We start from the raw sequence: 24813 nt of genomic DNA, 5'->3' as shown, positions 1-24813 counted from the left end.
TTATAAATTTTAAATTAACAAGGTTCTTGTTGTAAGCGCTTTAATTTGCCACGTACATTAGTTAAGTGAAGGCGCATTTTATGGCTTGTTTCATCGTGATCTTGTTGGCGTATTGCTTCAACAATTGCTTCATGCTCTGCGATAACACGCTCTGTTTCTGTTTCTCGCCCTTTATTTTGACTTAATGAATACATTAAGACACCAAGATAAAGCTCATGCATATTATCTAAAATCCTGACAAAAAAAGGATTGTGTGCAGCAACCATAATAGAACGATGAAATTGATAGTCTTCTTCATGACCAATACTTTTATTCTGTCTTGTTGCTAAAACAAAGGCATCGTGGGCATTTTCGATAGCGCGTAATTCTTCTGGTGTTCGACGTAAAGCGGCAATAGCTGCCGCTTCATGTTCAATGACCTCTCGCATCTCAAGCAGTGAATCAATCTCTTCAGGGCAAGCAATTTCCATGACTAATGGTTCATATTTACTGAGTATAGAATGGTCAATGACACGGCGACCGCCTCCTTGGCGTGAAGTCACAATGCCACTGGCTTCTAAAACACCTAATGCTTCTCTGATCGGGACTCGACTGACGCCAAAGGCATCAGCGAGTACATTTTCAGAAGGTAACTTTTCACCAATAGGGTATGTTCCGTTACTAATATTTTGCTTTATTTGCTCAAGAATTTGATGCGACGCTTTTTGGCGTGAGATCTTTTGTATCATCTAGTTTTCTCCAGATGCATGCTCCATATTAGCTAACTGTTTTTTAGACCGTAATAGATGGAATGCACCAGTTAATAGGATCAAGGCAACACCTAAAAGATCGGTATATAAGCCCGGTTTAATCATTAGAATTGCCGCTGCTGCAAATGCAATACGTTCAAACCACGTTGTTTTAATCATCCAAAAGTTTGCTGTTGCGATACTTAGTGCATAAATTCCGACTAATGCAGTAATAATCATTAATCCAATAGAAAGTACACCTAAATTATCACCTTGCATCAGTAAAGCAGGGTTATAGACTAAAATAAACGGAATAATAAAGCCGGGAAGGGCTAAACGAACTGCATCCCATGATGTTTGCATCGGATCTGCTCTTGCAATACTTGCGGCAGTATAACTGGCTAAGGCAACAGGAGGTGTAATATTGGATAGTGCCCCAAACCAGAATACAAAGAAATGAGCAGCTAAAGGCATAACACCCGCTTTAATTAAGATAGGTGACACTGTAACGGCAACGACAATATATAAAGCCGTTGAAGGTAACCCCATACTTAATACAATACACACTAGCATAACAACTAATAAGATCATCCATAGTGTATTATCCGTCATTGAGACGATATTAAAGGCTAATGTTGCCCCGATACCCGTCATTGTAACTACACAGATAATCACGCCAATAGCCGCACAAGCAACAGTTACTTGAACTGAACCGCGAGCCGCTTCGGCTAAGGCATCAGCCACTTTCGTTAAAGTCATACGAACAGTTTTGTCAGGTGTTATCCAACTTGCAACAATAATGGTTAGAATACCTAAGAAGCCAGCATAAATAGGTGTTTTACCTACTAATAAGGTTCCAATTACAATAACCAATGGTAATAACAGTAAGCCACGGGCTTTTAATACGGCTTTAACTTGTGGAATATTTTCTTTGCTTAGCCCTTTTAACCCTTGTTTCTTGGCTTCAATGTCAATGGCCATAATTAATGCGGCGTAATACAACAGTGCTGGAATAATGGCTGCAATAACAATGGTGGTATACGAAATTCCTAAAAAGCCTGCCATAATAAATGCAGCTGCACCCATAATCGGAGGCATGATCATACCACCCGTTGATGCAGTTGCTTCTACAGCCCCAGCAAAACGCGGAGTTAACCCAATACTTTTCATTAAAGGAATGGTGAAAGTACCCGTTGTTGCTACGTTAGCAACAGCACTTCCGCTTAAAGAGCCTGTTAATGCAGATGAAATAACCGCAACTTGGGCAGGCCCTCCACGACGACGACCTGCGATAGCCAGCGCTAAATCATTAAATAAAGCAGTAGCACCACTGACACTCAAGAATGAACCAAAGAGAATAAAGACCACAATAGCGGTGGAGGCCGTTGAAAGAGTAATACCAAAAATCCCTTCACTGGTCATAAATAAACGGTATAACAATCTTTCTACAGAAAATCCTGCATGACCGAAAATACCCATAAAATACTGACCAAATAAAGCATAGATAATGGCAAAAGTTGCAAGCCCTGGAATGAAATAACCAGTAGTTCTTCTTGCTGCTTCAAACAGTACGATAATCCCTAATATAGCCATGACATAATCAGTAGTATTTGGAATACTTTTTCTTACTACATGAAGATCAACGTAATTAAAGAAAAAATAACCATAACTGATTAATGTTAAAGCAATAAAAAGATAATCCCATCCATTAAATTTAGGTGTGGAAAAACGCTTAGAGAATGGGAATAAAATAAAGCCTAAAATTAAAATACCACTAAGAAAAATAGTATTGCGGTAAAACTCTTGAGTATTTGATAATGCATTTGAGTAAATCGCATAAAGTGAAATTAATATTGCAAGAGTCGTGGTAATTTTCAGGTAAATGCCAGCAAGTTGGCGATTGCCAGAGCTTGCTTCTTTATCTAATGCAGGTGGCTCTACCGGAGTTAGGTGGTCATTATTAGTCATAACTCACTCCTGTTATTTATTATTAGTCTGCGTTTGAGCTTCTGGTGGAATAAGATAATCAGGGATCTCTAACCCGATTTCTTTGTAGTAGCGGTAAGCCCCTAAATGTAATGGCACAGAAACACCTTTTAATGCATTTTCTGTGGTGATGTATTTAGCTGCGCTATGAACTTGATGAACCTCAGGAAGGTTCTCAAACATAGTTTTTGTTAGCTCATAAACTAAGTCATTATCAATACTGGTTGTGGCCATTAAAATATTAGGTTGAGCTATTGTATTGACTATTTCAGTTTGACGAGGATAGGTATTCGCGGGTATTTCAAAACGAAACCATGAATTTGCCACATGATTGATATCATCAAGTTGTTTATCTGTGACTTCGAGTAGTTTTGCGCTGACACCACTAGCATACATGTCGGTGACGGCTGAAGCTGGAACGCCAGCAGGTAAGGCGCCACCGTCAAGACGGCCGTCTCGCATGGCAGAAACAGTGTCTCCATATCCAAGATATTCAGGGGTAATATCTTTTTTAGTTAAATTAACACCTTTAAGAATGATAATTGTGGATTGTTCTGTACCGCTAGCTTGAGGGCCAACAGAAAAACTTGTCGCACGAATATCATCTAATGTGCCGGTTTTTACTTTGTCATTCATTAAAACAAAGTGTTCAACATTGGGCCACAACATAGAAATTGAGCGCAGATTTTTTTCTGGTTTACCTTCAAAATTGCGCACACCTTCATAAGCTTCTACAGCTAAAAGACTTTGCAAAATAGAGAGCTGAGCTTCATTTTTTTGCATTAAATAGATGTTTTCTATCGATCCTGCCGAAGATTGGCCTGTTACTTGAACGCCTCTATCCTTAAGGTGTGTACTCCATACGTTTGCTAATCCCACTCCCATCGGATAATACGTTCCTCCTGTTGAAGCGGTTGCTACAGAGAGAAATTGTTTATTCGCATTCTCTTTTTTGCCAGCTATTGCTAATGAGACAACCGCAATAACAGCAACAATACCGATGGCAAGCTTTGTTTTTCTTATTCTCATGATGTTGTTCCTGTACATAAAAACGCAGGTGAATGTTTCACACCAACTTGTATACAACATGACAACTTTTATAGAAATAAGGAGTGTTAAGAAATTGTGACGTGACGTAATGAAATTAAAACAAGAAGATAACAAATTGTGATCGATATAGTAATTATGCAAATTTTAATCATAATTATGGTGATAGGCACAAAATGCGAAAGAAAATATCAATAAAGCATGGAAGAAAAGATAAAAGAAGCTAAAAAATAGTCTATTTATCGATAATTAAAAATAAAATGAAAAAAAGAGGGGGCAGAAAATATTTAAACAATATGATTATGTAAAAAGAAAATAGGCCACTTTTAGTATTAATAGAAAGATTAAAATTAAGTGTTAATTCGCCACTTATAAAGCAAAAGTAAGTACACCTGTTGCGATTAAAACAAACATTGCAGACCAAACTAAAGCAGAAATAGCGCTGGTGATATAAACACCATATGCAGGTAGTTTTAATAAGCCAGCACTAAAGGGAGTTAAGTAGCGAAAGACAGCTAAGAATCGAGAAATAAACAAAATATAGTGAGTTTTATTTTTTAATAATTGTTGAGTGCGATTAATTTTTGACTGATAGCGATTAACCCATATTTTAAGGCGAGGAAAACGATAGATAGAGCGCCCTAACTCATAGCTTAAAATTGATCCTAATAGAGCACCACAACTGGTGGCTAGCCAAAGAAAGATTGGAGAATAAAGTGGTAAACAAGCACCAAAGATAAAGATCAACATTAAAGAAGCAGGGGGCAAAAATGAAGAAATACCAATGGTTGATTTGCCTGCTGTGATTAAAATAATAGATAAGAATAGGGTAATAGGAGACAAGAGACTCAAGGAGTCGAATAAAGTGTGAATAATTTCCATTTAATTATCTCCAACTACTTATAAATAAACATAATAATAGTGATAAATATTAAGATTATTATGAGGTTATTTTAGAATTTTTATTCATTTCAACTAACATTGTCGCCCATTCAATAGGTGTATTTTTAATTGGCAATTTCAGTTTCTGACTTAATGAGTATAGCGTAGGCGCAGGAATATCAGAAAGGGATTGCAGTGTTGAATTCATTAGCACTTTATCAGGGGAACCATCAGCAATTAATTTACCTGAGGATAAATGGATAACACGCTGAAAATGACGAGCAGTAAAATCAAGATCATGACTAATAGCCAATACCGTTGTACCTAATGTTTTTTGTACCTGAAGCCAATTCTCAAAACAGCTTAACCAATATGCATCAAAATCACGAGTGGGTTCATCAAGTAATAATATTTGAGGTGATAAAATACTTAAGCTCGCAACAGCAACCATTCTACGTTGGCCAGCATGTAAATCTAAAGGATGAACATCTGCAACATCATTTAAACCACAAAGCGACAGTGTTTCATCTAAACATTTTTTAATTTCTTCTTTCGGAAATTTACGTTGCTTTAAACCAAACGTGATCTCTTTCTCAACAGTATTATGAAAAATTTGTCGTTCAGGCTCTTGAAATAATACCCCAATATAATGAGCGCGTTGCTGTGCTTTTAGTTGAAAAAGTGACTGATTATTGAGTGTTATATCACCTTCGTTGGGAGTTAATAGTCCTGCAATTAATCGCAATAAAGTAGATTTACCAGCGCCATTATCGCCGACTAAGCTTATCCATTCTCCTTGATTTAACGTTAAGGATAATTGAGAGATACAAGGCGGAACCTCATCACTCCAGCGATAAGTCACATTATTGAGCTGTAACATAAAATTCCTTAAAAGCATTAAGTAAGGCTTTATCATTATTCACAATATTCTTATTCCAATGATGGTTTTCAATTAACCAATGTAAAGCTTGCCATGCATCAGGAGCATTAATTGTTGAAAATAAGAACGGAAAAATAGAGTCTAAAGTACCTTTTGCCTTCATTTTTCCTGCTTCCAATAATAAAAATTGCCCACTCAGACTTATTGCAGGTAATAAATTGCGTTCAAAAATAACTACACTGCATTTATGCTCTTTTGCATAATGTTTTATGCGTTGGTGTAATTGTTGGGTTGCATAGGGCGTTAAGCGACTAAAAGCTTCATCAAGTAATAATAATTTTGGGTGCATAGCAAGCGCACTAGCTATGACAACACGTTGAGCCTCACCACCAGAAAGGGTTGAAGGGTGACGAAAACGCAAGTATTCACATTGTGTTAATGCCATAGCTTCTTTTACTCGAAATCGAATTTCATTATCGCTCAACCCCAAATTTTCAGGGCCAAAGGCAATTTCTTGCTCTACAGTGAATGCACATCCTGAAAGTTGTAATTGTGGCGATTGTTGAACGAGCTGTCGTCCGGGTGCTAGCGATACTAATCGGCTTTTATCGAGGGCAATGTTTTGTACAATTCCCATGCCTTGCACTGAACCTGTTAATAAATCGGGGTACCAACCGGCTAGTAATTGCGCAAGAAGGCTTTTTCCGCTGCCATTGCCCCCTAAAATCACAAGCCATTCCCCTTGTTTTAACTGTAAATCAATAGGGCCAAGAATAGATTTTTCGTCACCTTTGGGGGTAAAACTCAATTGCTGAAGATTTAGTACCATAGCCAAATACCTCCTTCAACCAAAATAAGCAATAAAATCAAGTAGCGAAGCATTGTTTGAAGTGATGTATCCGTTGGTGGGTATAAGGTTGTTCGTTTTTTAATAATACGAAATCCTCGCATATCTAATGCTGCACTTCTAATCGTTAAATCACTTAATACGTGACTAATAAGAGGCAAAATAATCGCTGGTAATGTGATGAATCGTTGCCAAAATGATCCATCAAGAGGAACACCTCGCGCTAATTGCGCCTCTCTTATATTGTGTAATTGTTGGCGTAATTGTTCTACAAGTAGCAAAGGCCCTGCTAATAAATAGGAAAGGCTCATAGGTAAACGGCTAGCAAATAGCGCTCTAATAAATTGCTCTGTTGATGAGTGTTGTAACCACAATTGAGCACCACTTATTATTGCTAATAATCTTAACCATAGCGTTATTGCCATAGTTTGTTTACTAGTATCTAAAGATCCACCTACTAACCAATAAGCTAACCAACCACTATGGACTAACCATAATCCGATTGCCATTGGGATCATTAACCAAGCAATAAAACGCCAACGCCAGCGAGATGCTTTCCAAATCAATAAGCTAATAAAAATACCACTGCTGATTATCAGCAGTGGTAAGCCTAATGATAAAAAAAGTACACTAGCACTTAGCCAAAGCCATAATGCCAATGAGGTAAATGGATGCATTATTAGCGAACCTTGGCAATCGCAGGAAAATTACGTTGTGTTCGTTGTGGTAATTGACGTACTAATAACCAAGCGACAATCGCTGATAATATTTTATCTGCGAGATTTGCACCTAATACAGTAATGGCAACAGACTCAATAAGCCCTTCACCCACAGCATGAAAATAAGCAACAAAGAAATCAGCACCACTACCTGTTGCGCCACCAAATAAATAAGTACGAATTGGAACGGCGACAATCATTAACGCTAAAGTAATGACAATTCCCGAACCAATAACGCGAATTAAAGAACGAAAACCACCTGCACGAGCCAATAAACCTGCACTTAATCCTATCATCATGGCTACTGGAGCAAATGCAGCCGCCATTGGACCACTAATTAATCCCCATAATAGATTGGTTAATAATCCAGTGAATAATGCGACCCATGGGCCACCTAATAAGGCACAAATCAGTGTACCGATAGAATCTAAAAAGATAGGGAGTTTTACCATTGAGGTAATTTGGCCGCCGATCATATTTATTGCAATAGATACAACAATGAGTACGAGTGTACGACTCGAAATTTGAGGAGTTGTAGACATAGTTTAAAAACCTTTACAAAGGATAGTGACTATTGGTTTTATTGTTTTGCATACATAGCTATTTTTTATAAAAAAGCTATTTACGCGGTGTGATGACCAACTCCTCATAACCAGAGTGTTCACAAGGCTGACGGCTAAAAGTCACTTGCTCTAACTCACCAATAACGAGCTCTAGCGTCGTGCGCACTGTACAACCTGGCATCATATGTCCACCACACATTAATCCATTTTCATCTGAGATTGCTAAATGCAAATGTTCACCTTGACTATCTAATGTTCCAATTAATGAAACAATCTCAAATTTACCTGTAAGATAGCGATTTTCTTCGCGTCCTGCAAAGCGTAATACCACATCTGTTAAACTTCCCACACAACCTGCAATAAATGCTGATTTTAGGTTTTGTTCTTTTATAATCTGTCGTAATGCCATAATCACATTCTCGTTAGGGAGAAGGCGAAGTGCAATAAATCGGGCATGAGAAGAAAGATGAGGTGATTGTAGCATGGGGTTATCCTAAAGATTAAATAAGGCAATGATTTGAATTTATTAGCCAATTAGATATTAATCGATATTCACTAAGTCTAGAATATCTCTTCTTCATTATTCACGGAATATGTTAAATAGGGAATAGACAGCCTACGCATTTTTAATGAAAAAGTGTTTGCTACATAAAGAATTGGTAAGTTATCGATTGACTGGTGTAAATAGAAAAATGACACTTAACTAAATCAAAATCCATCATTTTTGAGCTATAGCGGTTGATTATTTAAAAATAAATTATGTAACGTAAAAGGATAATTATGTCTCGTAAAATAAAAAATATACTTATATTTGTTTCATTAATTGTTATTGTTTTAGGTTTATCTTTCAAGAAAGATAAAGTTGAATCAGTGTCAGATGAAGCTAGCAGAAATGCAGAATATGCATTAATACCTATCAATGATGATCACTCTTTGGCAGAAAAAAAGGCAACACTTGAAGAGTTAGAAAAACTAGCTAAGACAGGAAATAAAGAGGCCATATATCAATATTTAAATAATCCAGATTCCCCTAAGAGATCACTAAAAACAGAAGCTCTTATAAAGCCTTTTATTGAAAGCAAAGATCCTAAAATGATGTATTTAAAATATACATTAATAAGAGAAGATATTAATCTACTTCTTGATGCGGCAAATACAAATTATCCGGATGCGGTATATCTTCTTTATCAAATTTATAATGGTGATGAAGAGGGAAATCTTCTCAGAAAAGATGACTTATTAGCTAAAGTATATTTAACGTTATCGGCAGATTTGGATCATCATGATGGATTAATTAAAAAAATTGAGGATTTAACTCAAAATAATAGTAATAATTCACCATACTTTAGTGAAACACTTAAAAAATATATAGATAAGCTTTTAGAAAAATATCCTGATTCTTATCAAGCGATGCTAACCGTTGCTAATGTTTATTCAAATCCTAAAGGTAGCATTTATGATCCTGATAAAGCCTTTGAGCTAGTAAGTTCAGCTTATAAAATACAACCGTCTCCAGAAAGTAAACTAAGCCTTGCGAAGCTATATGCTAATGGTGAAGGAACGGTACAAGATTTGAAAAAAGCGGTTAATTTATTACAAGAAAATATCAGAGATAATAAATTATTAGATGAGAGTCAACATCTATTAGTCAGGATCTATTTTGAGTTTGATATTTCAGAATATATCGCAAAAGAGCACATTGTTGATATTTTAAAAGAGAGTGTGAATAAAAATAAAGTTAACACATTTAATCAAGATTATCGTCTCGCACACTATTACGCGGATATACTTTTAGAACAAGATGCCATTAAAAATAAAGAATATGCTTTTTTATTATATAAAAAAGCAAGTTATTACACTTATGCTGCTTATCTTCATCAAGCCATTGCAATCATGAAATATAAAAATAGAATAAATAATGATGTTTTTATTTATGTAATTAAAGCGCTGGAAGATGATTTAGAAAACGGGATTCTCACTAAAAAAGAGCGAAAAGAAGGTTATGATCTTCTTTTGAAATACGGAATGAATTCGCCAAGAGTAATTGATTTTATTGTTGAACGTTCTTTGTTTGACGAGGAAGTTAGAACGCAGGTTCAACCCCTGTTAAATAAAAACATAAATCTGGCATTTAAATATACAATAAGAAATATTATTTATGAAAACACTGCCCAAAAGCTTAATGAAGAAAAATTAAGAAAATATTATAAAGATATTTTTAAATTGGCTGAATTAGGTTCTACTGATGCAATGCAATTTATTGTCACAACAAGATATGTTGATGAAAATATGTCTGGAAGGCTTTATCAAGATCATAACTTTGATAATTTAACCAATATTACCACTAAAGAACGTTTTGCTTGGCGTGATAAATGTGCAAATCTGGGGAATAATATTTGCTTAAAAGATTTATCCTTAATTTATCAAGAAGGTAAAGAAGGCATTCAAAAAGATGCAGTAAAAGCACAAGAATATGAAAAACGCATTAGTATTGATTTATCTAGCCCTGAATTAGAATTATATGAAATAGTGACAAGAACTCGTGAGGGAAGAGATAATGATCTTAATCGTTTAATGAAACAAGAAGAGAGTGATAAGAAACTACTTGAATTAGCAAGGTTTTATTCTTATGAAGACCGCCAAAAAAGTTTCACTTATGCTGAAGAAGCCTATGATTTAGGAAATAAAAAAGCGAGCCAATATCTTTATAATTACTATATGGAAAACATTTGTGAAGATAAAGATAATATCAATAAAGCAGCGAACTATTTTAAAGAGTGGATAGAAACAGAAAAACCGCGTAGTAACGAATTTACTTATAATAGCGCTAGAATAATTGCTGACTATTATTTAGATGCGCCTTGTTTAGTGGAGCAAAACTTAGATAAAGCCATTGAGTGGTATCAATTATCTTTAGATTATCCATTCAGTATAGATAATCGCATCTATACTGAATTAAATAAAATATACTCCAATGGGCTGGATAGTGTAAGCCAAGATCCTGCGGTAAATATATATGTTTCTACTTTAAAAAATCATAATGACTATATTATAGATATGAATGTTCGATTAGGAAAAATGAGTTTCGCAGAGTCTTCTTTCTCAAAGCTCTATGAAGCATATCTGTTTAAAAGTGATGCTAAAGAAGCATACTATTATGGTTTATTAATGAATAGGGATGTGAGCAATGTTGCTATATTCTATTCTTTATCAGAAAGTGAGCGTAAAAATATTGAAACTCGTGTCGCTGAGTATTTAAATCAAAATAAACAGTAGTACCATATTATAAAGTCCTCAGTAGTGTTTTATACTATTGAGGGCTTTTATATGATGAGTGTAGAATACACTAAATAATCAAATTATAATCAATATGTTCCATTAGTTTAGCGTTATCTCGATAATCGACAGGAATAGCAAGTACCGCGGGGCCATCAACAGCTATTGCTTCATGTAAAACGGAACGTAATTGAGAAGCACATTCAACAGAAAACCCTTTAGCGCCAAAGGACTCAGCGTAACGTTTAAAATCAATAGCTCCAAATTTTACACCAGAATAACGGCCATATTTTTCTTGTTCTTGCATTTCGACCATATTATAAGCATTGTCCACCCAGATAATATGCAAGATATTAGTATTTAAACGAACTGCGGTTTCTAGCTCCATAGACGATTGCATAAAACCCCCATCGCCAGAAATAGAGATAATTTTATCAGAAGGTCGAACAAAAGAAGCGCCAATCCCCCAAGGTAATGCAACACCCATTGTTTGTTGCCCATTAGAAATTAGCATTTGTCTTGCTCTAAAACTATAAAGATAACGAGCGAGCCATATATGAAAACTTCCCATATCAATGCAGAGTGTTACATCGCTATCAATAATATTTTGCATCTCATGGATGATGGTTAAAGGGTGAATAGGAGAACCATGTCGAAAATAACTATTTTGTTGCAGAATTTCTCTTTGGTGACGAATTTTCTCTAAAATCTGACGAGTATTATTTGAGAGTGTAATTTGAGATGTAGATTGCTTAGTAAAATAGTGAGTTAAATTATTAATTGTTAATTTGATATTACCTGTTAATTCTAAATCAGGGCAGTAAGCTAAATCAATTTCAGCGGGGATCTCGTCTATATGAATAATATTGGCATTATTGTGATTCCATAATGACGGCTCATATTCGATAGGGCTATAACCTAGAGTAATTACTAAATCAGCGTGAGATAATAACTCATCACCCGGTTGATTATTAAATAAACCAATACGACCAGCAAATAAAGAAAAATGGCGTTGAGCAATCGCACCAGCCGACTGATAAGTGCCAACAATCGGTAGCGGGCAAATATCAAGTAGCTTTTGTAATGCTAATGCATTTTCAGGGTAACTAGCTTGTAGCCCTAATAAAATAACGGGATTTTTTGCATTCAGCAGTAATTTAACGGCTTCTTGGATGGCATCATTATTTGCACTACCAATATTGGATTTTGATTTGGGAATTAATATTGGGCTATTAACTTCATTATTTAAAATATCCATTGGAAAAGTTAAAAAAGCGGAGCCTGGTCTTCCTGATTCTGCATGGCGAAAGGCATTAGCCATAGTTTCGGAAATTGATTTCGAGGAATCAATTTCTGCGCAAAATTTAGTAATAGGATTAAACATGGTCACGGTATCCATGCTTTGATGAACCAGTTTTAATCTATCAGAGGATTTTACTGATCCTCCCAACGCAACTAATGGATCACCTTCAGATGTTGCTGTTGCAATGCCTGTCGTAAGATTAGAGCATCCCGGACCTGATGTTGCGATAGCCACTCCCGCTTTACCCGTTAAACGACCAACCGCGGCAGCCATAAATGCGGCATTAGCTTCATGGCGAACAACTACTGTTTTAATTCTGGAATCAACAAGAGAATCAAATACACGATCAATTTTTGCACCCGGAATACCAAATACTTGTTTAATGCCATGTTGTTCTAATTGTTTGACAACTAAATCTGCACCACATTTCCAATGAGGAGTATTCATATAACCTTCTTTAATTTTGCAAGTGAATAAAAAATTGGATTTAGAATAAAGTGAAGCGGTCTTTTGAATTAATTTTCGGCTTGTTCTATTGCTTGATGAAGATTATCTGGCATTAAGTTAGCTTGTAGGAAAGCTGACTGGCTGGGTAAATCAATGGTAAGGCGAGAAATGATGCCGATTTGTAATGTGCCTTTTTTTAAGTAGTAATCAAGAACATGTCCACCACCTTGGCGTTGTTGATTAATATAATGTTCATGAAATCCTGCAACATTTATGCCTTGGGTAAATTGTGGTGATCGAAAACCTGCAATAGTTCCTGTTTCATTGTGAAAAGTGAAAATAGGCTGATTTTCGATAGCTTCTAACATTGGGCGGTAGGGAGGTTCTTGACGAGGAACTGTGCGTGTTTTAACTAATTCAAATTCGCCTTCAATTCTGATCGCACAAAATAGATTGTCGGAAGGAACATACTGATTAATTACATTGTGTATTTCTTTTTGCGATGCACCATAAGAAAAGTGATGTTCAATATCACAATTGAAAAATGTCATTACAGCAAAAGGAGATTTTTGAGAATTTAATGCCTTACGTGCGCTACCATCAGAGCGTAATTGAAAAACATTATTGTTGAATGCAACTAGCTCGCCATCAAGTTGTTCAAAAGTTCCTAAACCAAAATCACCATGCTTTAATAAATCAGCAATAGTGACATCACTATCATATATACCCGCAATTAAACTACTCATTAATGAATTTTGATAAATAGTACACTCGGGATGTTTAGTAATATAATTATTTAAGTTGGTTATTATTTCTTGTCCACATTGGCAATGATGGTTTTTATTGTATTTTATATCGCTATTATCTCGCATGTTAGGTTGAAAATTAGTATTCATGGTAAAGCTATTCCTTTATTTAATAAGTATCGATCATTAATCGAGCATCAAATTAAGTATTACTCCAATTAATAAGTATTTCAAATGTTTTAATTGTTATTGAATAGTGCGTGATAGTTGTGTATTTATAAATTAAATACAGATAATTGTTTTTTATTTAATTAATAAGATTTAGTGATTAAAATAATTTGATGTTTTATTTTATTCTTGAGAAGGGGAATGTATTATTAGTGATTACATTTATTAAAATGTAAATAATTAATACTTAATTTAGAAATAATCGTAATACATCAATTAATAAAATTAAAATAGATGGTTTTTTATCATCAATTAATCTTGGTATGTATCAAAATTTATTCCAGTCAGCGTGGGTAGATGTACCTATTACAGCTAAGGATAAATTAGTTGGTATAGATAAATATATGTTCAATATTGATAATGATTACTATCAAATGCAATTGAAATATGCTTGTACATTGATGAATAAAGCAAATGAATTAAATCCAGAGCTAATGGGGCGAAAGTTTACAATATGGGAAAATACACTGTCTAATTTATCTTCGTAAAATAATGAACTTAAATTGCTTTTATCTAAAATGAAAAAATACGCAAATAAACATTTTGAACAGGTTTATCGTAAAATAATACCTTTACATTGGATAAAGTAATAAGAGTAAGTGTTTTTTTGAAAAATAAAAAATATATTTTATCTTGTTCATAGGTAATTAATAAAAAACCACGTATTTGAGTTTTTCTCAATTTACGTGGTTTGGCATTATGAAAGATAGAAGAACTTACACGTTAAATAAGAAGTTCATTACATCGCCGTCTTGAACGATATATTCTTTACCTTCTGCACGCATTTTACCAGCTTCTTTAGCGCCTTGTTCACCACCGTAAGTGATAAAATCGTTATAAGCGATAGTTTGAGCACGGATAAAACCTTTTTCAAAGTCAGTGTGGATTTTACCTGCGGCTTGTGGCGCTGTTGCACCTACAGGGATTGTCCATGCACGTACTTCTTTAACGCCAGCAGTGAAGTAAGTTTGTAAGTTCAATAATGAGTAACCCGCGCGAATAACACGGTTTAAGCCAGGCTCTTCAATGCCTAAATCTTGCATAAATTCTTCGCGTTCTGCATCTTCTAACTCAGCAATATCTGCTTCGATAGCGGCACAAACAGGAACAACCACAGAGCCTTCTGCTTCTGCGATTTTGCGAACAGTTTCAAGATATGGGTTGTTTTCAAAACCATCTTCATTAACGTTTGCAATATACATTGTTGGTTTTAACGTTAAGAAGCTTAAATAACGAATTGTTGCTTTTTCTTCTTCCGTTAAATCTAAAGCACGTAACATGCCAGCATTTTCTAAATGCGGTAAGCATTTTTCTAACACTTCCATTTCTGCTTTAGCAATTTTATCGCCACCTTTTGCTTTTTTCTGATTACGGTGCATTGCACGTTCACAGGTATCTAAGTCAGAAAGCGCTAATTCAGTATTAATAGTTTCGATATCTTCAGCAGGATCAACTTTACCCGCAACGTGAATGATATTGTCATTTTCAAAACAACGAACTACATGACCAATCGCTTCAGTTTCACGGATATTCGTTAGGAATTGGTTACCTAAACCTTCACCTTTAGATGCGCCTTTTACTAAGCCTGCAATATCAACAAATTCCATTGTTGTCGGTAAAATACGCTGTGGCTTAACAATTTCAGCCAGTTTATCTAAGCGAGGATCAGGCATTGGAACAACACCTGTGTTTGGCTCGATAGTACAGAATGGGAAGTTGGCTGCCTCAATACCTGCCTTAGTTAAGGCATTAAACAGTGTAGATTTCCCTACGTTAGGCAGACCGACGATACCACATTTAAATCCCATAAACGTTCACCTTGTCACATAAAAACAACAGGAGGGAGTATTCCTGTTGTGTGCTGTTAAAAAAAATTTGGCGCTATTATAGAGCAAATCCCTGTTTGATTAAATCATCAGGAATTAATCGCACAAAAGAAGAGGGCATTTTACCCTCTGAATATTGAAATTACTTAATTTATCAATGCAATGATTATGCTTTAAAACTATGTAAGCGATTTATTGCTTTCTCATAACCATCACGCATTAAAATATCTGTGCACGAAAGGGCTTCATCGATAGCGTCATCAATTAATTTTTGTTCACTCATTGGTGGTTTGCCTAATACAAAGCCAACAACTTTATTTTTATCACCAGGGTGACCAATACCAATGCGTAAACGATAGAAATTTGGATTATTGCTAAATTTACTTTGAATATCTTTTAATCCGTTATGGCCACCATTACCACCACCTAATTTCATTTTGACAACACCGGGCGGTAAATCGAGTTCATCATGTGCAACTAAAATTTCATCAAGTTCAATGCGATAAAAGTTCGCCATTGCTTGTACCGCTTTACCACTTAAATTCATAAAAGTGGTCGGAACCAATAAGCGAACATCATTACCGTTTAAATTAATGCGTGCGGTGTAACCAAAGAATTTGCTCTCTTCTTTTAGAGATTGCTGATGACGTTGAGCCAATAAATCCACATACCAAGCACCCGCATTATGGCGAGTCTGGGCATAATCTGCACCGGGGTTTGCTAACCCGACGATAAGTTTAATTTTACTCACAATAGCCTTTCACTGTTATCGTCTTAAAAGAAAGCCCATAGTTTACCTGTCTAAGCACAGAAGCACAAAATAGATTGCATAGAATGTTTTTTAGAAATGCAGGGGCAAGGAAATACCCTTATTTTAATTTAACAAAAAGAGCGAAAACGATAAAAACAGTGTTATTTTCTACATTGAAAAGAAAAAAACACATTTTTTGTGAAGATTTGTCAATAAATATCAGAACGATGTGATCGCTTCGACAATACCTTTTTAGGATTTATGGCTATAATAACCACAATGAATAAAAGTTATTCGATGTATTTTGTTGTTGAATCGTCTGACGACGCGCTTGGAGGTGCAACATGAAATATAAACATGCATTTGCAGTTGGTAATTTATGTATGGCTACGGGGATGGTCGTGATGCTCGGTAGTCTTGGTTATACGCTTCTTAGTCATATATTCCCATTAGGATTGCCTGAATTTTTAGCAGATATCTCTTTAATGGGGATTTTTATTGGTGCTCTGGTTTGGCTAGCTGGTGCCCGTATCGGTGGTAGAGAAACAATAGCAGAAAGATATTGGTGGTTACGTAATCATGATGAGCGTTATCGTCGCCATGATAATCACCGTTATCCATAATATTGTTAATGCAATTAATATCAGAATAGATAAAAAATAATAACTAAGTTTAAGATAAACTGGTATTAAGTGAATAACCGCTATCATTATGAATGTAATACACACCAATAGACCCGTTGATATTATGGCGGGTTTTTTTATTGCCTAAACTACCTTGTTTTTGGAAAACATTAACAAAAAACCCGCTATAACAAACGCTATAGCGGGTTTAGTTATCTCAAATTGCAATGAATGTTATAACAAATTAATGTTCAAACATCGCAGAGATTGACTCTTCATTGCTAATACGGCGAATTGCTTCTGCCAGCATGCCTGAAAGAGTCAATGAACGGACTTTATTTAATGCTTTGATTTCTGCTGACAATGGAATTGTATCGCAGACAACCACTTCATCAATAACAGAGCTTTTGATGTTCTCAACAGCATTACCAGAAAAGATTGGGTGAGTTGCGTAAGCAAATACGCGTTTAGCACCACGTTCTTTCAACGCTTCAGCTGCTTTACACAATGTACCACCTGTGTCGATCATATCGTCAACAAGGATACAGTCGCGGTTAGCAACATCACCGATAATATGCATAACTTGAGAAACGTTAGCACGAGGGCGACGTTTATCAATGATAGCCATATCAGTGTCGTTTAGCAGTTTAGCGATAGCACGAGCGCGAACAACACCGCCAATATCTGGAGAAACAACAATAGGGTTGTCCAAATCTTTTTGAAGCATATCTTCTAAAAGAATTGGGCTGCCGAAGACATTGTCAACCGGTACATCAAAGAACCCTTGGATTTGTTCTGCGTGTAAGTCACAGGTTAAAACACGGTCTACGCCTACACTAGATAAGAAATCCGCAACAACTTTTGCCGTAATAGGAACACGGGCTGAACGAACACGGCGATCCTGACGGGCATAACCGAAGTAAGGAATAACAGCAGTGATACGACCAGCGGAAGCTCGACGTAATGCGTCAACCATGACCACTAATTCCATTAAATTATCATTAGTAGGTGCACAGGTTGATTGAATGATAAATACATCACCACCACGTACGTTTTCGTTGATTTGCACACTGACTTCACCGTCGCTAAAACGACCTACAGCCGCGTCTCCTAGGCTAGTGTAGAGTCGGTTGGCAACACGTTGAGCCAGTTCCGGGGTTGCGTTACCAGCAAAAAGCTTCATATCGGGCACGAGAAAAACCTCAGGCTTGCGTCCAGAGAGAGATATTGTTGACCTGTAAAGAACGTGTTTATGAACATAGGGTTTGTAAACATCATCTTACGGGTGCAATAACACAGGTATCCTTGAGCGGAATAAATGCAGAGGAGAAATGTTGACGCCTTGCGCTACAAACCCATGCACCCACTCAGGGGCGTTAATTAACACTTCACTAGCGGCAACTTGTGATCCGAACTCACCGAACACACAGGCACCTGTCCCAGTTAAGCGTGACGGTGCATATTCTAACAGCCACGAAAGCAGATATTCAACCTCACGAAAACGTTTTCTTGCGATCATTTCACAGTCATTTTCGAACGGAGCCTTTAATAATGCGCCAAGAGAGCGAATAGGAGAATTACGTTTTAATTCTGGATCTGTGAAGATTGTCGGGGTTGGAATGGAAATTCCGGGGTGTGCGACCAAATACCATTGCTCTTTTGGCTCCGCTGGGGTCAAAATTTCACCAACGCCTTCGGCAAACGCAGCATGACCTTTTACAAAAACAGGAACATCAGCCCCTAAATTTACCCCTAATTCGGCTAATGTTTCATCACTTAAACCCGCTTGCCAGTGGTAATTAAGTGCAATTAATGTGGTTGCGGCGTTAGATGAACCTCCACCTAAGCCACCTCCCATAGGAAGTTTTTTATCAATACTGATATCTGCACCGTGATACTTCAAAGGAACATTATGTTGCTGGCAATAATCACGAAGCAATTTAGCGGCTTTAATAATTAAATTATCTTTATCTTCTACGCCATCAATCGGCGTTAAGATAGTTAACTGGGTATCATCACGAGGTGTAACAGTTAGTGTGTCGCCATAATTTAAAAATTGAAATAACGTTTGTAAATTATGATAACCATCGGGGCGTTTTCCCGTGATGTAGAGAAAAAGATTTAATTTGGCAGGAGAAGGCCAACTTAGTGTCATTGCTGTATATCCCAGTTATCCATTTTTAATTTGATAATACGTTCACCTTGTTTTAACTCAAGGCGTTGTGGCAGGTTGGGTGTGGTGCTTGAATCATAAGCTTGGTAAGTCACAAGCCAATCGCCTTCAGGTGCAGGTAATGTGACAGATTTTAATAAGTGATTAGCATCTAATTCGAAATCAGTTGCGTCACCCGGTAAACCAACAAGCCAAGCACGCAGATTTTTGAGTGGAATAACCATACCTGTGAGTTGGTAAATCATCTCAGCAGGGTTATCGCTATAATATTTTTTACCATTATTATCGGTAACTTCAATGACACCAGGCATGACATTTAAATCGAGTTCTGTTGTGCCTAAAGGATTGGTAAGCAATAAGCGATAACGCTCATCTGCTTTGTCTTGCCAATAGAATCGGGCATAGGTTTTGTTTGTATCTTCGATATAAGCAAAAGCACCTCGAGTTTCATATTGTGAAATTTTCTTTAATGCTTGTTGGCGAGCTTGCCATTGCACATCGTTATCAGATGCTGAGCCTTGTGTCTTTATCTGATTTAGATTACAGGCACTCAGCAACAACGCCGTAAGCGGGATGATACGCAGGAGTTGTTTGGTTGAAAAAAAGCGTGAACGCATAGCTGAGACATTCCTTTAATTCGTTATTAGTTAAAAAAAAGAGTATCATAAACCTTATGATATAACGATATTTCGTTAAATTGTGTATAGAAATCTCCTATCACTCAAGTAAGCTCTTTTATTGAATCTGTTCATCAAGTAGAATGGCGGAAATGAAGAGTCCATACTAAATGCGCTGTTTTAGGTTTACACTAAGTCAAGTCGCGAGGCGGTATTTATTCATAACTCGATATAGTTGATATGACGTTATTAGCATTAGGTATTAATCATAAAACAGCCCCCGTTGCTTTACGTGAGAAAGTTTCTTTTTCTCCCGATACCATGGGTGATGCCTTAAATAACCTTTTACAGCAACCTGCTGTCAGAGGTGGTGTTGTGCTGTCCACTTGTAACCGTACTGAGCTTTATTTAAGTATGGAAGACAAAGAAAATAGCCATGAACAGCTTATTCGCTGGTTATGTCAATATCACCAAATAGAGCCAAGTGAGCTGAAAAATAGTGTTTATTGGCATCAAGATAATCAAGCTGTCAGCCACCTAATGCGAGTGGCAAGTGGTTTAGATTCTCTTGTATTAGGTGAACCTCAAATTTTAGGGCAAGTTAAAAAAGCCTTTGCCGATTCCCAAAATTATGACTCGCTCTCTTCAGAGCTGGAACGTTTGTTTCAGAAGTCTTTTTCAGTTGCGAAAAGAGTGAGAACAGAGACACAAATCGGTGCCAATGCCGTTTCTGTTGCTTTTGCCGCTTGTACTTTAGCGCGTCAAATCTTCGAATCGTTATCCTCTTTGACTATTTTATTGGTCGGCGCGGGCGAAACTATAGAATTAGTCGCTCGTCATCTTCGTGAGCATCAAGTTGAAAAAATCATTATTGCTAACCGAACTAAAGAGCGTGCTCAGCGTTTAGCCAATGAAGTCGATGCGGATGTTATTACATTATCAGAGATTGATGAATGTCTATCACAAGCTGATATTGTTATTAGTTCTACTGCAAGTCCTTTGCCTATTATTGGTAAAGGGATGGTTGAAAGGGCGCTTAAAAAACGTCGCAATCAACCTATGTTGCTGGTGGATATTGCGGTTCCGCGAGATATTGAGCAAGATGTTGAAAAACTCAATAATGTCTACCTTTATAGTGTCGATGATTTAGAAGCGATTATTCAACATAACCGCGAACAACGCCAAGCGGCTGCTATTCAAGCCGAACATATTGTTCAACAAGAAAGTGGACAATTTATGGATTGGCTACGAGCGCAAGGTGCCGTGGGTGCGATTCGAGAATATCGAGATAGCGCTGAAATGTTACGTGCAGAAATGACAGAAAAAGCCATCACATTGATACAAAATGGAGCAGATGCAGAAAAAGTTATTCAGCAACTCTCACATCAATTGATGAATCGTCTAATTCACACACCAACGAAATCTCTTCAACAGGCTGCCAGTGATGGTGATATTGAACGCCTGAATCTATTACGTGAAAGTTTGGGTATTACCCATAATTAACTTTGTCTAACAGGATCTTAATCTACGAATGAAGCCTTCTATTGTCGCTAAGTTGGAAGCTCTACAAGAGCGTTATGAAGAAATTCAGGCACTTCTGTCAGAAGCCGATGTGATTGCCTCTCAGGAGCGTTTTCGTGCGCTTTCAAAAGAATACTCTCAATTAACCGACGTCACGGCTTGTTTTAGTCAATGGCGGAAAGTGCAAGACGACATCGAAGCAGCAGAAATGATGCTTGATGATCCTGAAATGAAAGAGATGGCGCAAGAAGAGCTGAAAGAAGCGCAAGCACTAAACGATGATTTAGAGCAACAGTTACAAGTGCTGTTATTGCCTAAAGATCCTGATGATGAATTTAACTGTTTCCTTGAAATTCGAGCAGGAACAGGAGGGGATGAAGCCGCATTATTTGCGGGTGATTTATTCCGTATGTATAGCCGTTATGCAGAATCACGTCGCTGGCGTATTGAAGTCATGAATGCTAACGAAGGTGAGCATGGTGGCTATAAAGAAGTCATTGCAAAAGTAGTGGGTGATGGCGCTTATGGGGTATTGAAATTTGAATCAGGCGGTCACCGTGTTCAACGTGTACCAGAAACCGAATCTCAAGGTCGTATTCATACCTCGGCTTGTACGGTTGCAGTATTAGCTGAAGTGCCAGAAGCTGAGTTACCTGATATTAGTCCAAGCGATTTGCGTATTGATACATTCCGTTCGTCAGGTGCGGGTGGTCAGCACGTTAACACCACTGATTCTGCAATTCGTATCACGCATATTCCAACGGGTATTGTGGTGGAATGTCAGGATGAGCGTTCACAGCACAAAAACAAAGCCAAAGCGATGTCTGTATTAGGTGCGCGTATTCGTGCTGCTGAAATGCAAAAACGTCAAGAAGCAGAAGCGTCTGAACGTCGTAACTTATTAGGCTCTGGTGATCGTTCTGACCGTATTAGAACGTATAACTTCCCACAAGGGCGAGTTACAGATCACCGTATCAACCTCACATTTTATCGTTTAGATGAAGTGATGGAAGGAAAATTAGATCCTCTAATTCAGCCTATTGTCACTGAGTATCAAGCGGACCAACTTTCTGCACTTTCTGAGTTAAATTAATGAATTATGAACAATGGCTGCGTCAAGCAGCCTTGCAATTAATTGAAAGTGACAGCCCTAAACGTGATGCTGAAATTCTACTTGGGCACGTAACACAACGTGCTCGAACGTACTTAATGGCTTTTAATGAAACGTTGCTTTCACAAGATGAATTAACACAATTATCGCAACTACTTACTCGACGTATTAAAGGTGAACCTATCGCTTATTTAGTAGGCGAAAGAGAATTTTGGTCACTGCCTTTAAAAGTCTCACCTGCAACATTAATTCCTCGACCTGATACCGAATGTCTTGTTGAACAAGCGTTAGAAAAACTGCCAACAGTGCCAACAACTATTCTTGATTTAGGAACGGGAACGGGGGCTATTGCACTTGCTATGGCATCAGAGCGCCCTGATTGCCATATTATTGGTGTGGATTTTCAAGCCGAAGCCGTGGCGTTAGCGCAAGAGAATGCGACCCGCTTAGCATTAAACAACACAGAATTTATGGAAAGTTGCTGGTTTAGTTCACTCTCTGGGTATCAATTTGGTATGATAATTAGTAATCCTCCTTACATAGATGAAAATGATGAGCATATTCATCAGGGGGATGTTCGTTTTGAACCTTTAACCGCGTTAGTCGCTGGTAATAACGGTTTTGCTGATATCGAAATTATCATCGAAACCGCCCGTCAGTTTTTAACTGATAATGGCTGGGTATTACTGGAACACGGTTGGCAGCAAGGTGAGGGTGTTCGCAAAATTTTTACTGATAAGGGTTACTGCTGTGTGGAAACTTTCCGTGATTATGGCGGTAATGAGCGAGTGACAGTAGGTCGTTGGAATTATGATAGAAACCATAGCTGATTACGAATTTAATAAAGCCCCTTTAGTGAAGGGCATGATCCTTATCTCTCAGGCTATTCGACCTGATTTTCCGACCACTTCTGTTGGTTATCAACTAGCACAACTTGTTGAGCAAGCAGAAGCTGAAATTCCTAAGCAAGGAAACATCAAAGAACAAATAGAAGCATTACTAAAACTGTTTTATAAGCAGTGGCACTTTAGTGGTGCAAGTGGTAAATATTGTCTTTCCGATACTTTATGGTTAGATAAAGTATTAGCGACACATGTGGGTTCTCCTGTTTCACTAGGTTCGATTCTTATTTATATCGCACAAGCGTTAAACCTGCCGTTAGCTCCTGTTATTTTTCCTACACAACTTATCATCAGAATAGATATTCCCAATGAAAAAACGTTATTTTTAAACCCAATAAATGGCGAATATCTATCACAACATACCTTAGAAGTTTGGTTAAAAGGGAATGTAGGAAATAATTCGGTGTTACTAGAGGCCGATTTAGAAGAATCAGAATACAGCTCCATTATTCGCAAGCTGCTAGATACCTTGAAAGTGTCTTTAATGGAAGAAAAGAATATGGAACAAGCGTTAAAAGCCAGTGAAACGGTATTAATGTTTGATCCTGAAGATCCCTATGAGATACGTGATCGTGGACTGATTTTTGCTCAGTTAGAGTGTCATCATGTGGCCATTTCCGACTTAAACTATTTTGTTGAGCAATGTCCCGAAGATCCAATTTCAGAAATGATCAAAATTCAAATTCATTCGATAGAGCAAAATCCAGTTGTTCTACATTAAAAGTTTACGCAACGTACTTGATTAACACAGTACATTACAAACAGTATAGGGATAAATATGCAACATAAAGTGGTGAATATTGGTGATATCAAGGTAGCAAACGACCTACCATTTGTGCTTTTTGGTGGCATGAATGTATTAGAATCGCGCGATTTAGCCATGCGTATTTGTGAGCACTACGTCACTGTGACTCAAAAACTGAATATTCCTTATGTATTCAAAGCTTCTTTTGATAAAGCAAACCGTTCTTCTATCCACTCTTATCGTGGTCCAGGTTTAGAAGAAGGAATGAAGATTTTCCAAGAGTTAAAAGAGACTTTTGGTGTCAAAATTATTACGGATGTTCATGAATCAGCGCAAGCTCAACCTGTATCAGAAGTCGTTGACGTTATTCAGTTACCTGCATTTTTAGCGCGTCAAACCGATCTTGTTGAAGCAATGGCAAAAACAGGTGCTGTGATTAACGTAAAAAAACCTCAGTTTGTTAGCCCAGGCCAAATGGGAAATATCGTCGATAAGTTTAAAGAAGGCGGTAACGACCAAGTTATTTTATGTGATCGTGGTAGTAACTTTGGCTATGATAACTTGGTTGTAGATATGTTAGGTTTTCATGTCATGATGCAAGCCTCTCAGGGCGCACCTGTTATTTTTGACGTAACGCATTCATTACAATGTCGTGACCCATTTGGTGCTGCATCGGGTGGCCGTCGTGCGCAAGTCGCTGAATTAGCACGCGCAGGTATGGCGGTAGGTCTTGCAGGATTATTTCTTGAAGCTCACCCAGATCCAGATAATGCACGTTGCGACGGCCCATCTGCTTTACCATTAGCAAAATTAGAGCCATTCTTAGCGCAAATTAAAGCCATTGATGACTTAGTAAAAAATTTCCCTGAGTTAGATACCAGCAAATAAAATT

At 37.1% G+C, this 24813-nt stretch carries 24 protein-coding genes; 8 read left to right on the top strand and 16 right to left on the bottom strand.

Annotated features, from left to right (window positions below):
* Window positions 1-14 precede the first annotated feature (14 nt).
* The 9 genes from LW139_RS11570 to LW139_RS11530 all read right to left on the bottom strand — a co-directional run bounded on the left by LW139_RS11570 (window position 15) and on the right by LW139_RS11530 (window position 8136).
* Window positions 15-728, bottom strand: coding sequence for a FadR/GntR family transcriptional regulator (locus LW139_RS11570; RefSeq protein ID WP_109407595.1), 714 nt, complete (start codon window positions 726-728; stop codon window positions 15-17).
* Window positions 729-2696: a TRAP transporter permease gene (locus LW139_RS11565; RefSeq protein WP_166540010.1), complete on the bottom strand. Its 1968-nt coding sequence runs from the start codon at window positions 2694-2696 to the stop codon at window positions 729-731.
* Window positions 2697-2708: 12 nt separating this feature from the next.
* Window positions 2709-3743, bottom strand: coding sequence for a TAXI family TRAP transporter solute-binding subunit (locus tag LW139_RS11560; RefSeq protein ID WP_109407593.1), 1035 nt, complete (start codon window positions 3741-3743; stop codon window positions 2709-2711).
* Between the two features lie 387 nt (window positions 3744-4130).
* Complete coding sequence (locus LW139_RS11555) at window positions 4131-4643, bottom strand: DedA family protein (protein ID WP_247849974.1); 513 nt, start codon at window positions 4641-4643, stop codon at window positions 4131-4133.
* 58 nt (window positions 4644-4701) lie between these two features.
* On the bottom strand, window positions 4702-5523 hold the full coding sequence (locus LW139_RS11550) for an energy-coupling factor ABC transporter ATP-binding protein (protein WP_247849973.1): 822 nt from the start codon (window positions 5521-5523) through the stop codon (window positions 4702-4704).
* Window positions 5507-6352 (bottom strand): energy-coupling factor ABC transporter ATP-binding protein, encoded by an 846-nt coding sequence (locus LW139_RS11545; RefSeq protein ID WP_166540006.1) that lies wholly within the window; start codon window positions 6350-6352, stop codon window positions 5507-5509. Before LW139_RS11545 ends, LW139_RS11550 begins: the two co-directional genes overlap by 17 nt.
* The gene (locus tag LW139_RS11540; protein WP_166540005.1) at window positions 6343-7047 is read right to left on the bottom strand and encodes an energy-coupling factor transporter transmembrane component T; all 705 of its coding nucleotides are present in this window, start codon (window positions 7045-7047) and stop codon (window positions 6343-6345) included. Before LW139_RS11540 ends, LW139_RS11545 begins: the two co-directional genes overlap by 10 nt.
* Before the next feature lie 2 nt (window positions 7048-7049).
* Entirely contained in the window at window positions 7050-7631 is a 582-nt protein-coding gene (locus LW139_RS11535) for an ECF transporter S component (RefSeq protein WP_109407589.1), read from the bottom strand.
* Between the two features lie 76 nt (window positions 7632-7707).
* A complete protein-coding gene (locus tag LW139_RS11530) occupies window positions 7708-8136 on the bottom strand; it encodes a PPC domain-containing DNA-binding protein (protein WP_247849972.1) in 429 nt (142 codons plus the stop codon).
* A 296-nt stretch (window positions 8137-8432) separates the two neighbouring features.
* Between LW139_RS11530 and LW139_RS11525 the strand changes: the two genes are divergently transcribed.
* The gene (locus LW139_RS11525; protein WP_247849971.1) at window positions 8433-10928 is read left to right on the top strand and encodes a sel1 repeat family protein; all 2496 of its coding nucleotides are present in this window, start codon (window positions 8433-8435) and stop codon (window positions 10926-10928) included.
* Window positions 10929-10998: 70 nt separating this feature from the next.
* Here the strand turns inward: LW139_RS11525 and alsS are convergent, their stop codons facing one another.
* The gene (alsS, locus tag LW139_RS11520; RefSeq protein WP_247849970.1) at window positions 10999-12678 is read right to left on the bottom strand and encodes an acetolactate synthase AlsS; all 1680 of its coding nucleotides are present in this window, start codon (window positions 12676-12678) and stop codon (window positions 10999-11001) included.
* 68 nt (window positions 12679-12746) lie between these two features.
* On the bottom strand, window positions 12747-13550 hold the full coding sequence (gene budA / locus LW139_RS11515; protein ID WP_432652213.1) for an acetolactate decarboxylase: 804 nt from the start codon (window positions 13548-13550) through the stop codon (window positions 12747-12749).
* A 446-nt stretch (window positions 13551-13996) separates the two neighbouring features.
* Here budA and LW139_RS11510 point away from each other — a divergent pair, with 446 nt between their 5' ends.
* Window positions 13997-14140, top strand: a complete 144-nt coding sequence (locus LW139_RS11510; protein WP_247849968.1) for a hypothetical protein — start codon at window positions 13997-13999, stop codon at window positions 14138-14140.
* 228 nt (window positions 14141-14368) lie between these two features.
* Here the strand turns inward: LW139_RS11510 and ychF are convergent, their stop codons facing one another.
* Together ychF and pth are read right to left on the bottom strand one after the other, a co-directional pair.
* Window positions 14369-15460 (bottom strand): redox-regulated ATPase YchF, encoded by a 1092-nt coding sequence (ychF, locus tag LW139_RS11505; RefSeq protein WP_072064039.1) that lies wholly within the window; start codon window positions 15458-15460, stop codon window positions 14369-14371.
* 184 nt (window positions 15461-15644) lie between these two features.
* Window positions 15645-16229 carry an aminoacyl-tRNA hydrolase gene (gene pth / locus LW139_RS11500; protein ID WP_072068240.1) on the bottom strand — a complete coding sequence of 195 codons (585 nt, stop codon included), beginning with the start codon at window positions 16227-16229 and terminating at the stop codon, window positions 15645-15647.
* Window positions 16230-16573: 344 nt separating this feature from the next.
* Here pth and ychH point away from each other — a divergent pair, with 344 nt between their 5' ends.
* Window positions 16574-16852 (top strand): stress-induced protein YchH, encoded by a 279-nt coding sequence (ychH, locus tag LW139_RS11495; protein ID WP_072068239.1) that lies wholly within the window; start codon window positions 16574-16576, stop codon window positions 16850-16852.
* Window positions 16853-17096: 244 nt separating this feature from the next.
* Here the strand turns inward: ychH and prs are convergent, their stop codons facing one another.
* From prs to lolB, 3 genes are all read right to left on the bottom strand, one after another.
* The gene (gene prs / locus LW139_RS11490) at window positions 17097-18044 is read right to left on the bottom strand and encodes a ribose-phosphate diphosphokinase (RefSeq protein ID WP_036912921.1); all 948 of its coding nucleotides are present in this window, start codon (window positions 18042-18044) and stop codon (window positions 17097-17099) included.
* Between the two features lie 87 nt (window positions 18045-18131).
* Window positions 18132-19007 (bottom strand): 4-(cytidine 5'-diphospho)-2-C-methyl-D-erythritol kinase, encoded by an 876-nt coding sequence (gene ispE / locus LW139_RS11485; protein ID WP_247849967.1) that lies wholly within the window; start codon window positions 19005-19007, stop codon window positions 18132-18134.
* Complete coding sequence (gene lolB, locus LW139_RS11480) at window positions 19004-19642, bottom strand: lipoprotein insertase outer membrane protein LolB (protein WP_247849966.1); 639 nt, start codon at window positions 19640-19642, stop codon at window positions 19004-19006. The genes ispE and lolB overlap by 4 nt, the downstream gene beginning before the upstream one ends.
* Window positions 19643-19882: 240 nt before the next feature.
* On the opposite strand from lolB, the gene hemA reads away from it, so the two are divergent.
* From hemA to kdsA, 5 genes are read left to right on the top strand one after another with little or no spacing between them, the layout of a single operon-like run.
* Window positions 19883-21145: a glutamyl-tRNA reductase gene (hemA, locus tag LW139_RS11475; protein WP_166539997.1), complete on the top strand. Its 1263-nt coding sequence runs from the start codon at window positions 19883-19885 to the stop codon at window positions 21143-21145.
* 28 nt (window positions 21146-21173) lie between these two features.
* Complete coding sequence (gene prfA / locus LW139_RS11470; protein ID WP_072064034.1) at window positions 21174-22256, top strand: peptide chain release factor 1; 1083 nt, start codon at window positions 21174-21176, stop codon at window positions 22254-22256.
* Window positions 22256-23104 (top strand): peptide chain release factor N(5)-glutamine methyltransferase, encoded by an 849-nt coding sequence (gene prmC / locus LW139_RS11465; protein ID WP_166539996.1) that lies wholly within the window; start codon window positions 22256-22258, stop codon window positions 23102-23104. Before prfA ends, prmC begins: the two co-directional genes overlap by 1 nt.
* The gene (gene sirB1 / locus LW139_RS11460) at window positions 23088-23897 is read left to right on the top strand and encodes an invasion regulator SirB1 (protein WP_166540030.1); all 810 of its coding nucleotides are present in this window, start codon (window positions 23088-23090) and stop codon (window positions 23895-23897) included. The genes prmC and sirB1 overlap by 17 nt, the downstream gene beginning before the upstream one ends.
* 57 nt (window positions 23898-23954) lie before the next feature.
* Entirely contained in the window at window positions 23955-24809 is an 855-nt protein-coding gene (gene kdsA, locus LW139_RS11455; RefSeq protein WP_166539995.1) for a 3-deoxy-8-phosphooctulonate synthase, read from the top strand.
* Window positions 24810-24813: the final 4 nt, after the last annotated feature.

Origin of the sequence: Proteus vulgaris (assembly GCF_023100685.1) — a bacterium.
Classification (GTDB): domain Bacteria; phylum Pseudomonadota; class Gammaproteobacteria; order Enterobacterales; family Enterobacteriaceae; genus Proteus.
The sequence above is the reverse complement of the archived record's forward strand: the minus strand, read 5'-3'. Positions and strand labels throughout refer to the sequence as shown.